This is a genomic window from Clostridium uliginosum (genome assembly GCF_900112485.1).
GTDB lineage: Bacteria > Bacillota > Clostridia > Clostridiales > Clostridiaceae > Clostridium > Clostridium uliginosum.
The window spans coordinates 61,899-75,495 of record NZ_FOMG01000015.1; the positions used below are offsets into that span (position 1 = coordinate 61,899).

The window sequence follows — 13,597 nt, forward strand, 5'->3', positions numbered from 1 at the left end:
TAAACCTATAAAAAAACTTAAAGGATAATATTAATGTGGGGGTTGAAGATGGGCATATATACAATTGAACAGCATCTAGTTGAAAAATGTAAAGAAGATAAAAGATATGAGTTGTTAAAACAAATCTATGACTATAACAAGCCAATTATTTGTAATGGATTAGGTCATATCAGCAGATATTTTACTCAATATAGTAAACACGATTCAAGTCATTCACAAAAAATTATAACAGCAATTGAGCAATTATTGGGGGAAGATAAAATTAAACAATTGTCTGCTACAGATACATATCTTATATTAATGTCAGCATACCTACATGACTATTCAATGACGTTAAACTACAAAGAAATTAGAGCCTTATTTGAAAGTGATAAATTTGTTGGATTTTTAAAATCGTTAGAAAATAATCCTGATTTTTCTGATGATTCAAAGCGTCTTAATATAGAAGAATTATGCCAAAAATATAGTAGCAAAAAGAGTTGGCCTTTAGATATATTAAATAGTTTAAATAGAGTTATATCAGCATACTATAGAACAGATCATGCTTTGAATAGTAAGAATATAATATACGATAACTTTACTGAAAGTGATATTAATATAAATCCTAATAAATTTTTACCAGAACGTTTAGAGTATATATTGGGAGAAATTTGCAGGATTCATCAAGCAGATTTTAAAGAAATTATGAAATTGGAAAAAGTTTCGAATGGTTCATTTAATGATAAAATGCATCCTCGTTTTATTGCTGTTTTGCTTAGAATTGGCGATTTACTAGATTTGGATAATGACAGATACGATGAAGCGTTATTAAAAACAGCGTGTAATGAGTTAAATAGGGATAGCTCACTTCATTATAATAAACATAAATCCATTAAAGAGTTTTTAATTACTGAAAAACTTATTAATATTAAATCTGAAAGTATAAATGATGATACTGTTCGATTAACAAGAGAATGGAAAAAGTGGTTAGAAGACGAATTAAATAATTTTTCAAAGTATTTGAATGATATTATTCCAGAAGATTGGATATTTTCTGTTCCTAAGTTAACATTTATTGTTAATAAAACTAATAGTGAAGCTTGTTATATAGATAAAAATTTAATGTTGGAAGTATCAAGTGAAAAAGCATTTGACTTGATATCAGGTGCAGGAATATATAAAAACAATCTTGCTTTTATACGGGAGTATCTTCAAAATGCAATTGATGCAGTAAAAATTAAGTCTTGGATGGAAGTTCTTGAACTGGAATCGTATACAAGAGAAGATTTCAATCTATTGAGTAAAGAAAATATAAAGAAAATAATAAGCGATAAATATGAAAAAAATGAGTATAGTGATGTGTGTAAGAAATTCCAGATAAAAATACATTTTTTTGATTGTAATAACGATAAAGAATTTACAAAGTTCGAAGAGTATTATAATAGTAACAATTTGAAAAAGGATTATTTTAAGAATAAGATAATTGTTGTATTTGAAGATAATGGGGTAGGGATTTCAAAAGAGTGTTTAGAAAAAAGAATTCTCTCTGCCGGTGAGCATAATGATAAGAGTGACAAATACCAAAGAATGATAGATACTATACCTCAAATTATAAAACCGACAAGTAAATTTGGAATAGGTATGCATTCAGCTTTTTTAGTGTCAAAATATGTTATCATACAAACCAAAACTGTACAGGATGAAAATGGCAGAGAAATAATAATTAATTCAACTAAAAATAATGGATGGGTTGAATGTAATAAGTTGGATAAAGTAAAAGAAAATGAATTGGCTTACGGCAATATTGGAACAAGGACATATGTAGTTTTAGATCCTAATAAAATTGAAGTGCATATAAAGAAAAATGGTAAAAGACGTAAATATCCTAATAAATTTATTATTGATGGTAATGATAGCAAAGATGTTGGAACCATTATAAAATACATTGAATCAATAGTTGAAGATGTATGTATAGAACCATTTTGTAGTGTACAATTAATAGATTATCCAGAAGGAAAGTTGCATAAAAAATATATAGCCAATATGAATTCCAAATTCAAAAGTATTTCATTTAATGAAATAAAAGAAAATGTTTTTGAATATAAAAATAGAAAATTATTATCTAATGCTATTGAATTTGAATTTTATAATTATTATATGATAATTACGTTGCAATGTTCTAGTGAACATAATGATGTTTATTGGAATCCTAATCGGACGCTTATATTGGCTACTAACAAGGAAACAGGGCATAAATTAAAATTTTATATAAGTCCTCAAATTAATTATAATAAAGATGTTACAATCTTATATAAAGGTATGAACGTAGAATCATTAGAATTAAAAGAGGAATTAAAGAAGTATTTAATTGATGGTAGTGATGCTATAATTGATTATTCATTTGATAACACTTCAGATTATTTAAAGATAAATCGTGATGATGTTACTAAAAAAGGTCTAATTGAGTGCACTAAAGTATTTAAGGAAATGATAAGTATTTCATTAAAGGCTATGCGTTATTTTGTAATGAAAATGTTCGAGAAAGAGAACATAATTGAGAAGTATAATAAATATAGTAATTTTCTAGAACCTATTTCAGAAAAACTAATTATTTCATTTGCAGAATGGATGAAAGAAAATACTGAACATGGGGAAATAAAAACAGAAATTGTGCCCAAATCAATAAATTATTATGGTGACAATAATATGGGAATAAATAACAAAGATGAGGCTGTTTTATTTTTAGAGGTATTCACTAAAAGAATAGGTCAAAAGCTTTGGAATATTTATAATAGTTCAAGTAGAATTTTTTGTGTTGAATCATATTTTGAAAAAGGAGAAGTTAAAGAAAAGTTCTATAGCTATATAGCGAATTATTTAAGTAATTTAAATGAAAGAATTGAATTATTACAATTCATTAATGAATTTGATAAGTTTGATATGAAAAGTGTTGAAGAAATTCTAAAGTCATTTTCTGATGAAATTGGGGCAGATGCACTACAATTTTTACGACCTAATATAAGAACTAATACTTTACGTGGCAATGATTTTAGTGGACCATTTAAGAAATTTTATTCATCATTGCCAATACTAATGATTTTTAGGTATCATCAAAAATATGGTCATCAGGATATACTCAACGATAATAAATATATTGAAATTGTATCAATATTAACTGATGAGTATATTAAAAACCATGATTATGGGTATTTTACTGATGAAGAGTGTAATCAGTGTGGTTGTTTTGCATTTTATAAAGATAAACCGTTACATTTTGGAAGAGAGTTAATCAAAAATTTTACTGATGTATATTATCAATGGACGACCTTAGAAGACAAGGATAATTCATTTTTAATTTCAATATATCCAATAAAAACATTGGATTTGTATTTCGGGGATTCAAAAAAATGGAAAACCAAAATGGAAAATGTTGATAAAGGATGTGAAGAAATATCTTGCAGTGATGGAGTACTAAATTTATATTTTTTCGCTGATATAATCAAATTTGATTATGTTGACGTAGAAGAAAAGGATTATGTGATTTCAGAAGATCTGGATAATTATTGTATTCCTGCAGTAAAAAAATATTCTAGTATTGCAATAGAAAATATTCCAATAGAGTACGAGATGTTTTATAAAAACTCTAAATTTAGAAATATCAATCAAGGGAAGTTTATTATTTTTCCAACTAATAGTAAGTTATTAGAGAAATGGATTGAAATAGTGAAAAATTTATCCTATGAATATGGGATGATAAAGGATGAAAATAGAGAAGAATTTGACAAAGAAATACAAAAAGAAAAAAGGCAATTTATAAAAGGAATATATTTAAATGAAATAGTTGATTATACATATAAACAAAATAGTAAGGAAAAAGAAGAAATAAATAAAGAGTATAAATTACTATTAGAAGATATTTTAAATAATATATATAATTTTATGATAGATTAAAATCAGTGTATAACCATAATTTAAATTATACAAAATATATAAAAAGTTATTGAAGCAGAGTATATATAAAATTTTATTATAACTATGCAGGATTTTAGAAAGATTAATTGGCAAAAATTTAATAAAAATAGTGGATTTCAAAGGTCAAGCTTCGCCTCCACCATGAAATCCACGACAGAAATGTCGTGGTTTTTTTTACTTATTGTATCTAAAAGATATTATGTTTAAAAATATAATATAATTACTAGAAAATGATAGTAAGATTATTTGAATATTGTAATATAACTTATATGATTTAACCTTATAAAATCTAAAACTGAATAGGTATACAAATAACAAATAAAATTTTTTCAAATTCAGAGGAGACTAATTTTATGCTTCCACCATGTTTTTCTATGATTTTTTTTGTTATAGCCAAGCCAAGGCCACTTCCGCTGGAATTGCTATTATCTGATTTTACAAATGGCTCAAATATTGTTTTACTTATTGACTTATCAATACCAACTCCATCACTGCCAATTTTTAAGATTACATTATTATCTTTTAAATAAGATTCAATGTTTAAACTTGTATAATTTTCATTATGATTTAGATCATTGTTAAAAATATTAGAAATTGCTCTATCTATTAGTTTTTCATCAAATTTAAATATAATGTACCGTAGGCTTTTAAAGAAAGAAAGCTATCTGATTTACTAGAAAAATTAGGCTTGTATATAAATGAATGTTCAACTTTTAGTCTATCAATTTTACAAAGAAAAATATAGGACTCTCCATTTTTACCTTCCACTGGAAATGCTTGTCCAACATAAGGAGTTTCGGGTGAATATTCTATAGAAGAACTTAATTCAAATAGTTGTTTTTCAGTATATTGCATTATGTCCAATATTATAATATCTATCTGTTCTTTTTCAAAAATGTCTAATGCTTCTTTACCATTAAATGATCTGTATGTATTATATCCATTATTCTTTAGATAGAAATCTATTAGCTCCACAATTTCTTTTTCATCGTCTACAACTAAAACTGAATTCAATTTTTCCACCTCTTATTTGATATATTTGTATTTTATTATAATGCTTATCAATAATTAAATTATCATAGTTTAACAGCTAATTCAATTTTATTATAACTAAGTTAGATTTTAGTTTTTATGTTTCATTAAGCTTACATTAATAAGACATTAATTAAATCTTAGTGATGCAGCTAATAAAAGTATAGGAAATTATTCTGGTGGTATGAGGCAGAGAATAGGTATCGTGCAAGCTCTTTTAAATGATCCTAAAATTCTTATAGTGGACGAGCCAACTGTTGGATTAGATCTAAATGAAAGAATGAATTTTAGAAATTTAATCAATAGTTTATCAAAAGATAAAATAATTATATTGTCTACCCATATAGTATCTGATGTTGAGTCTTCAGCAGAAAAAATAGTTCTTATGAATAAAGGCAAACTTATATGCTACTGTAAAAATGAAGAGCTCTTAAATTCATTAGAAGGAAATGTATAGGAATGCTTAACTAAGGAAAGTGAGCTTGAAGATATAAAAGATAAACACATAACAGGAAATATCATAAGAAGAAATGAAGGAATGGTAGTAAGAGTAATATCAGAAACAAAACCAGTATTAGATGCTATGACTGTGCAGTCTACTCTTGAAGATGCTTATATTTATTATACTTCTGGAAAGAGGGGAGAGAATATTGAATAAGTTATATCGAATTTATTGTATAGGAAGATCTGACTTTTTAGATAGAATAAGAAGCAAAAGTATATTCATTATAACTCTTTTAACACCGTTTGCAATATTAGCAGTACCAGCTTGCTTTATAGTATCAGTTATAGCTATAATTTTTGAGGTTATTCCTATGATTAGAAACTCTTTTGGGAATGTAGCATATTTCTTTGCGTGGTCTGGTATATGTGTAGCATCTATTGGAAGATCAAAATCTTATTTAGCAGATGTTTTTGGAATGGATACTACTGCTAAAGTGATTTTAGAACAATTTAAGAATAAATTTGATGAGTTTAAAGACACTGATTACTTTAGCCTTGGAACCAATGGTCCACTTCATGATAATATTAGAACTTTTGTAATGGATAAAGCTAATATTAACAATAATGTATTTATTAGAAAGTAGCTTTTGTTATATTGCTTTATTTAGTATATAAAAAGTTTGATGTAATGGGAAATTTATAAAAATTTTAATTAAAAATTATCTAATATGATTGACAAAGAAATCATTTTCATGTTATATTCTAAATATGATAATTGTATTTGAATAAGGATCGTTACTGATTTATAAATATATCAGGCGTGACCTAAAAGCTGTATGGAGAGTATATAACTCATTATTACTACAGTTTTAGGTCTTTTTTGCATATTTTTGTGGAGGTTTATTATGAAAGTCAAGAAGGTATTTAATAATAATGTTGTACTGGTTGTAAATGATCTCAATGAAGAACAGATTGTAATGGGAAAAGGAATTGGATACCAAAAGTATCCAAGAGATTTAATTGAAGAAGATAAAATAGAGAAAAAATTTATATTTACTAATGACGAATCATTAAATAGCTTTGACACATTAGTTAATAGAATACCTCTAAACCATATTGAACTTGCTAGTGAAATTATACAAATGGGCAAAGAGTTATTGGATTATAAATTAAATGATAATATTTTAATTACCTTATCTGATCATATAAGTTATATGATTAAGAGAATTGATGAAAGATTAGTTTTTAGTAATCCACTTCAATGGGAAATTAAACAGATATATCCTGATGAATATGAGTTTAGTCAAAAAGCATTAAATTATTTAAAAGAAAAAACAGGTAAGGACATTCCAGATTCAGAAGTAGCTTTTATAACATTGCATTTTGCGAATGCTCACTTGGAAACAAAAAATATGGAGGAAACACTTTTATTAACTAAGATAATAGATAATGTTTTAGATATAGTTAAGTATAACTATGGAATTGAAATAAATGAATATTCATTTGATTATACAAGATTTATTACACATCTAAGGTATTTTGTAAAAAGACAGCTTACTGGTGAAAGTGTAGATGGAGATACTTCATTATTAGCTATTATAAAGTTAAAGTATGCTGATGATTATAATTGTTCAGTAAAAATAAAAAAGTTTCTAGAATCTACGTATGATTGGAAAATCACTGAAAGTGAATTATTATATTTGACACTGCATCTAAATAGATTGAGTCATAAAAGCAAATAGAAATTTATAAGATACAGTTATATAGGCTAATGTAATTATAATAGGAAAAAATTGAAAATAAATAAAAAGGATCGTTACTGTTTGGCAGGCGTGACCTAAGTTAACATAATTAGTAAAAATAATTATCCCATTTTTACTAATTATATTAGCTTAGGTCTTTTTTATAAAAAAAATTACTTGAAGGAGGAACATACTATGAAGTATGAAAGAGAATCAGAGCAAATAATTAAAAATATTGGTGGAAAGGATAATGTAATAAGTTTAGTTCATTGTGCAACTAGACTTAGGTTTAAACTTAAAGATACATCAAAGGCTGATAAATCTGAATTAGAAAAAATGAGTGATGTTTTGTCTGTAGTAAATAGTGGCGGGCAATATCAAGTTGTTATTGGTAATAAGGTAACAGATTATTTTGAAACTATTACTAAAAAATTAGGATTAACCAGCGGAATTAAACAGGAAAAAGGAGAGAAGGTATCAATAGTATCAAAGGTTTTTGAAGTTATCTCAGGAGCATTTTCACCATTAATTCCTGCTTTAGCTGGATCTGGTATGATTAAAGCATTGCTTACAATATTAACTAATGTGGGTTGGTTATCTGATGCTAGTACTACTTACGCAATTTTATCTGCGGCCGGAAATGCTGTATTTTATTTCTTGCCAATTTTCTTAGGGATTACTTTAGCTATTAAAATAGGAGGAAATCCATACGTTGGAGGTGCTATTGGTGCTGCTCTATTAGAACCAACTTTTACAACTCTAATTGGATCAGAAAATGCAGTTACATTTTTAGGAATTCAAGTAATTCCAGTTTCTTATGCGGCAACAGTATTTCCAATATTTATAGCTATTTTTATTTACTATTTTGTTGATAAATTCCTAAAAAAGATCATTTTAAAAGATTTACAATTGTTCTTAGTACCGGCTATTTCTTTACTAATTATGGTTCCATTAACAGTGATATTATTTGGACCATTAGGAACAAATGTTGGTGGTGTTATATCAAATTTTGTAATGTGGTTAATCAATGTAAATCACATTTTAGCCGGAATTATTTTAGGCGGCGGGATGCCTTTTATGGTTATATTTGGTCTTCATTGGGGATTCACACCAATAACACTACAAAACCTATCAGTACTTGGAGGAGATCCTATAGAAGGAGCAGCAGTTGCAGCAGTATTTGCTCAAATTGGTATTGTCCTTGGATTATTTTTAAAATCAAAAAAACACTCAAAGTTAAAAGCTTTATCTGGCTCAACAGCTATTACAGGATTATTAGCAGGGGTAACTGAACCTATTGTTTATGGAGTTATTTTAAGGTATAAGAAAACAATACCTATATTAGCAATTGCAGGAGGATTAGGTGGTGGTATTTGTGGAGCTTTTGGAGTAACTATGAATGCTTATGTGTTTCACAATGTATTCTCAATGCCAGTTTACACACCATTCTTCGGATATTTATTAGGAATAGGAACAGCATTAGGAGTAGGAGCAGTTCTTGCATATTTCTTTGGATTAAAACCAGAGGAAATTCAAGAAATGGAGAAAGAAGCTAATGAGTTTAAAAGCAATGATTCTAAAGCTAATGTTGGTATAAAAAGTAATATAGAAGAAATTTTTTCACCACTTGATGGAAAACAAATTAAATTATCGGAGGTAGAAGATGAGGTGTTTTCATCAGGAGCTGTTGGAGAAGGTTTAGCTATTATTCCAGCAAAGGGAGAAGTTGTTTCCCCAGTAAATGGAGTTATATCAGCTATTTTTCCTACTAAGCATGCTATAGGGATTACTTCTGAACGAGGGGTCGAATTATTAATTCATATAGGCCTTAATACAGTAGCACTAGATGGAAAGTACTATGAAACACATGTTAAAAATGGAGATGGAGTTAAGATTGGAGATTTATTAACTTCTTTCGATAAAGAAAAAATTGAAGAAGCAGGTTATAGCACTGTTACTCCTATTATAGTTGCTAATACAAGTGAATTTGTAGATGTAATTATAGAAGAACATGCAGAAGTGAAGAATGGTGAATCTGTAATAAAAGTAATTCACTAATAAGAAAGGATGGTATAAATATGTCTTTAAAGGAAAACTTTCTATGGGGAGGAGCAGTTGCAGCACATCAAGTTGAGGGCGGCTGGAATAAAGGTGGAAAAGGAGTAAGCATAGCGGATGTAATGACAGCTGGAACACATACAGTTGCAAGAGAGATTACAGATGGTGTTATTGAAGGCAAGAACTATCCAAATCATGAAGCAATTAATTTTTATGAAAACTATAAGGAAGATATTAAATTATTTGCAGAGATGAACTTTAAATGTTTTAGAACGAGTATAGCGTGGACTAGAATTTTCCCAAATGGAGATGAAGATACACCTAATGAAGAAGGTCTTCAGTTTTATGATAACTTATTCGATGAATTACTAAAATATAATATACAACCGGTAATTACTTTAAGCCACTTTGAAATGCCCTATAATTTAGTGAAAAAATATGGAGGCTGGCGTAATCGAAAGTTAGTAGACTTCTATGTTAATTTTTGTGAGACTGTTATGGAGCGATTTAAAAACAAGGTTAAGTATTGGATGACTTTTAATGAAATTAATAATCAGACTATAACGAGTAATCCTATATATGCTTTCACAAATTCCGGAATAATATATGAAGAAGCAGAAAATAAGGAAGAAGTTATTTTTAGAGTAAGTCATAACGAATTCATTGCAAGTGCTAAAGTAGTGAAAATTGGTCATGAAATCAATCCGGATTTTATGATAGGATGTATGGTTGCAGCTATGCCTAGCTATCCATATTCATGTAATCCAGATGATATTATGAAAGCCGAAGAGGCTAATAGAGAGCAATTAATGTTCACAGATGTCCATGTTAGGGGAAAATATCCTAAACATATCTTGAAATTATGGGAAAGAAATAATTATGACATAAAAATAACTGAAGAAGATGAGAAAATTTTGAAAGAAGGCACAGTTGATTTCATTGGTTGCAGTTACTATTTAACAACTACAGTAACTTCAGATAAGAACATGAAGCGTACAGGGAATGATTCGGCAGGTAAAGCAGATGTTGTAGAGAATCCGTACTTAAAGACATCAGATTGGGGATGGACTATAGATCCAGTTGGACTTCGTTACTATCTAAATCAATTATATGATAAATACGATATTCCGATATTTATTGTAGAAAATGGATTTGGAGCTATAGACATATTAAGAGAAGATCAAACTGTAGATGATCAATATAGAATTGAATATCTATCAAGTCATATTAAGGAAATGAAGAAAGCAATTGAAATTGATGGCGTTGATGTAATTGGTTATACAACATGGGGATGTATTGATCCAGTTTCATTTACCACAGGTGAAATGAAAAAAAGATATGGCTTCATTTATGTAGATAAGAATAATGATGGAAAGGGAAGTTTAAAAAGATATAAGAAAAAATCTTTCTATTGGTATAAACAAATTATAGAAAGCAATGGTTCTATTTTGGATTGATATTTTGCTAAAGAAATTTATATAAATAGGATAGTGGATTTTAAAGGTTGTACTTCCCATCCACCAGGAAACCCACGAAAATGATATGCTCCCTTTATAGTAGACAGTTAAAATAATAAAACTGTTTTTATAAAGGGGGTATTTTGTTTTGGGACGAAAATAAAAAGTACTATCTGAAATTAAAGTAAAAGTTGTAAAAGAATACTTAACAGGCGTAAAGAGCATGACTCAGATAGCATATGAAGAACTTGAACAAGCTATTGATGAATATATAGATTTTTATAATACAAAAAGATTACAGGAGAAATTAAAAAGTATGACTCCAATGGAATATCGAAGTCATACTTTAGTAGCATAATTTTTTTATTATTTTGCCTGTCTACTTGACAGGGGGCAGTTCAAAATTTTTGATTGCCATGGGTTTTTATTATAGACTTTACTCTGTATTGAGCTCGCACGTGCGAAACATAAAACCGCTACTATGTGAGTGGGTCTGACTGTAAGAAAGAAATTTTAGTGAAAATTATGATTTAGATTTGTAAAAAATAAACCTAATTTACAACTATAGCAACATTTTATCTATTTAAAGATTAAAAGTATAATGCAGAAACAGCAATATACATTGCTTTCTGTTGAAACATTTTTTTATCATTTATATATGCACTTATTCCTCGCATTTTAAACAATTTCTCACTTATCCTTTTCGCTTAAATCAGATTTTTTATATTGTGAAGATAATTCTGTAAGTTGGTTTCCTATATCAGTTATATTGTTTAAACCTGTCTCTTTTTGATGTAAGACTGACATACCAATTTGAAGCTGTTGTTCTGAATTTTCAATATAATTTAATTGATTATTTAAAGCCTTTATTTTTTTCTTTATAAGATCTTCTGGGCTTAGGTTAACACTTTTTTTCTCAGCAGTAGCAATTTTATTCTTGTTATTGAGTACTTTTTTTAGTTGTGTGTAGTTACTATTGTTTATATATGGATTTTTCAAATAAGAATTTCTATTTTCAATAATCATTTCCTATTTCTCCTTTTTAATAAAGTATTAAAGCATAATACATATTATAATTAGTGTATTATTGAGCATATGGAATTGAACCTACTGTTACTCATATCATCGCATTTACAAATGGACTTCCATCACTATTTTTTGCATATTCACTAACTACACTTGCACCACCCAATTAATAAGATTGTTTTTTATTTAAAAAATAAAACTATCAAACACAACGAAGAGAAATCAGTAAGGCCTTAAAAGATAAAAATGATTATATAAGGCGGAATATACATGAGTAATTTTGATGAATATTTAAAAAAGCAAATTCAAAACGAAAAACTTTATAAAGAATGTGAAACTATAGAACTAGATAGAGTAAAAAATAAAAAATAAGTTGAACTCTTAACTAAATTAAGATAGATTAATGATGTAGAGATATCTTTGATAATACAAAAGTTATACATAAGACGATGTGATTGTTTATACAAAAGGAGAATTTAAATGGAATTTAGAAAAGCAGTTGAAACAGATGTTAATAATATAATGAATATTATTAAGCAGGCACAAGCTTACTTTAAAGAAAATGGGATTAATCAATGGCAGGATAATTATCCGGATATTGAAACAATAATTAATGATATTGCTGATGAAAATAGTTATGTCTTGTTAAAAGATAATAATATTGTTACTACTGTAGCAGTTTCTTTTGATAATGAAAAAACATACGACTCTATCTGTGATGGTAAATGGATTAGTAATAATGAATATGCAGTTATTCATAGAATGGCTGTTGATAACAATTATAAGGGATTAGGATTATCATCTCAAATTATTAAAAATATAGAGCAGCTTTGTTTGAATAAAAGAGTACAAAGTATCAAAGTTGATACACATGAAGACAACATATCTATGCAAAAGCTACTTAAGAAAAACAAGTTTAAGTATTGTGGAATAATTTATTTAGAAGATAAAAGTAAAAGAATAGCTTTTGAAAAAATACTATAGGTTATTAGGGTAATCATTAAATAATTTAAGTTATATTATTTTTAAGATAATGCAATATTTATAGATTAAAAAACTTTTGCACTTGCAACGAGTGTATGAGTATTACAATAAATTCAAAAATAAAACTCAATAAATAAGTTAGTGGGGGATTAAAGCACCCCCTAATTAAGTAAATTTAAAAACTGTTTAATCCTTTCATTAGATGAATTATATAAATCATTATAAGTTCCTTTTTCAATGATTTCTCCATTATTAACAAAGACAATTTCGTCTCCAACTTCTCTGGCAAATGACATTTTGTGAGTTACAATTGCTATTGTGTAATTTTCTTTTGCAAGATCTTTAATAAGGTTTAACACGTCAACTTCAAGCTCAGGATCCAAAGCACTTGTGGGTTCATCAAAAAGTAATATATCAGGTTTCATAGCAAGTGCTCTTGCTATAGCTATACGCTGCTGTTGACCGCCTGATAATTGATGTGGATAATTATTTTTCTTATCTAATAATCCAATTTTATTTAAAAGTATTTCAGCTTCTTTTATAGCTTCTTTTTTAGGTGTTTTCAAAACGGTTAATGGGGCTTCAATTATGTTTTCAAGAGCTGTTCTATGAGGGAACAGATTGAAGGTTTGAAATACCATTCCTGTTTTTTTTCTAAATTTTCGTATTTCATTTTTATTCACATCACCTTTTGAAAAATCTAATATATCATCATTCATACTTATTATACCTTCATCAGGTGTTTCAAGAAGATTGATACATCGAAGCAAAGTAGTTTTCCCAGAACCTGATGGACCTATAATAACAGTTGTTTTGTTTGACTCAATAGTTAAATTTATATTTTTTAATATATTAATATTATTAAAGTGCTTATTTAAATTTTTGATTTTAACCATACTTCCT

10 protein-coding genes and 2 pseudogenes are annotated in these 13,597 nt (G+C 27.6%); 8 read left to right on the plus strand and 4 right to left on the minus strand.

Annotation, left to right across the window (positions count from 1 at the left end):
- Positions 1-48: 48 nt before the first annotated feature.
- Positions 49-3,930 carry an HD domain-containing protein gene (locus BM027_RS10830; protein WP_090091642.1) on the plus strand — a complete coding sequence of 1,294 codons (3,882 nt, stop codon included), beginning with the start codon at positions 49-51 and terminating at the stop codon, positions 3,928-3,930.
- A 310-nt stretch (positions 3,931-4,240) separates the two neighbouring features.
- On the opposite strand, the gene BM027_RS18910 is transcribed toward BM027_RS10830, so the two are convergent.
- Together BM027_RS18910 and BM027_RS18555 are read right to left on the minus strand one after the other, a co-directional pair.
- Positions 4,241-4,585, minus strand: a complete 345-nt coding sequence (locus BM027_RS18910) for a sensor histidine kinase (RefSeq protein ID WP_090091643.1) — start codon at positions 4,583-4,585, stop codon at positions 4,241-4,243.
- A complete protein-coding gene (locus BM027_RS18555; RefSeq protein WP_242943315.1) occupies positions 4,558-4,965 on the minus strand; it encodes a response regulator in 408 nt (135 codons plus the stop codon). The genes BM027_RS18910 and BM027_RS18555 overlap by 28 nt, the downstream gene beginning before the upstream one ends.
- 169 nt (positions 4,966-5,134) lie before the next feature.
- On the opposite strand from BM027_RS18555, the pseudogene BM027_RS10845 reads away from it, so the two are divergent.
- From BM027_RS10845 to BM027_RS10870, 6 genes and pseudogenes are all read left to right on the plus strand, one after another.
- A pseudogene (locus tag BM027_RS10845) lies at positions 5,135-5,440 on the plus strand (ATP-binding cassette domain-containing protein); the annotation flags it as partial.
- A gap of 193 nt (positions 5,441-5,633) precedes the next feature.
- Positions 5,634-6,071, plus strand: coding sequence for a hypothetical protein (locus tag BM027_RS10850; protein WP_090091645.1), 438 nt, complete (start codon positions 5,634-5,636; stop codon positions 6,069-6,071).
- A gap of 261 nt (positions 6,072-6,332) precedes the next feature.
- On the plus strand, positions 6,333-7,169 hold the full coding sequence (gene licT / locus BM027_RS10855) for a BglG family transcription antiterminator LicT (protein ID WP_090091646.1): 837 nt from the start codon (positions 6,333-6,335) through the stop codon (positions 7,167-7,169).
- A 195-nt stretch (positions 7,170-7,364) separates the two neighbouring features.
- A complete protein-coding gene (locus BM027_RS10860) occupies positions 7,365-9,227 on the plus strand; it encodes a beta-glucoside-specific PTS transporter subunit IIABC (protein ID WP_090091647.1) in 1,863 nt (620 codons plus the stop codon).
- Between the two features lie 20 nt (positions 9,228-9,247).
- Complete coding sequence (locus BM027_RS10865; protein WP_090091648.1) at positions 9,248-10,684, plus strand: 6-phospho-beta-glucosidase; 1,437 nt, start codon at positions 9,248-9,250, stop codon at positions 10,682-10,684.
- Between the two features lie 244 nt (positions 10,685-10,928).
- A pseudogene (locus tag BM027_RS10870) lies at positions 10,929-11,042 on the plus strand (IS3 family transposase); the annotation flags it as partial.
- A gap of 332 nt (positions 11,043-11,374) precedes the next feature.
- On the opposite strand, the gene BM027_RS10875 reads toward BM027_RS10870, so the two are convergent.
- The gene (locus BM027_RS10875) at positions 11,375-11,710 is read right to left on the minus strand and encodes a hypothetical protein (protein ID WP_090091650.1); all 336 of its coding nucleotides are present in this window, start codon (positions 11,708-11,710) and stop codon (positions 11,375-11,377) included.
- A gap of 480 nt (positions 11,711-12,190) precedes the next feature.
- Here BM027_RS10875 and BM027_RS10880 point away from each other — a divergent pair, with 480 nt between their 5' ends.
- On the plus strand, positions 12,191-12,694 hold the full coding sequence (locus tag BM027_RS10880; protein ID WP_090091651.1) for a GNAT family N-acetyltransferase: 504 nt from the start codon (positions 12,191-12,193) through the stop codon (positions 12,692-12,694).
- Between the two features lie 161 nt (positions 12,695-12,855).
- Here BM027_RS10880 and BM027_RS10885 read toward each other — a convergent pair whose 3' ends face one another.
- A complete protein-coding gene (locus BM027_RS10885) occupies positions 12,856-13,590 on the minus strand; it encodes an amino acid ABC transporter ATP-binding protein (protein WP_090091652.1) in 735 nt (244 codons plus the stop codon).
- Positions 13,591-13,597 lie beyond the last annotated feature (7 nt).

Excerpts from the sequence above, each read along its gene's own strand:
- BM027_RS10865 (WP_090091648.1), top strand. The coding sequence starts at position 9,248 with ATGTCTTTAAAGGAAAACTTTCTATGGGGAGGAGCAGTTGCAGCACAT.
- BM027_RS10830 (WP_090091642.1), top strand. The coding sequence starts at position 49 with ATGGGCATATATACAATTGAACAGCATCTAGTTGAAAAATGTAAAGAA.
- BM027_RS10885 (WP_090091652.1), bottom strand. The coding sequence starts at position 13,590 with ATGGTTAAAATCAAAAATTTAAATAAGCACTTTAATAATATTAATATA.
- BM027_RS10860 (WP_090091647.1), top strand. The coding sequence starts at position 7,365 with ATGAAGTATGAAAGAGAATCAGAGCAAATAATTAAAAATATTGGTGGA.
- BM027_RS10875 (WP_090091650.1), bottom strand. The coding sequence starts at position 11,710 with ATGATTATTGAAAATAGAAATTCTTATTTGAAAAATCCATATATAAAC.
- licT (WP_090091646.1), top strand. The coding sequence starts at position 6,333 with ATGAAAGTCAAGAAGGTATTTAATAATAATGTTGTACTGGTTGTAAAT.
- BM027_RS10880 (WP_090091651.1), top strand. The coding sequence starts at position 12,191 with ATGGAATTTAGAAAAGCAGTTGAAACAGATGTTAATAATATAATGAAT.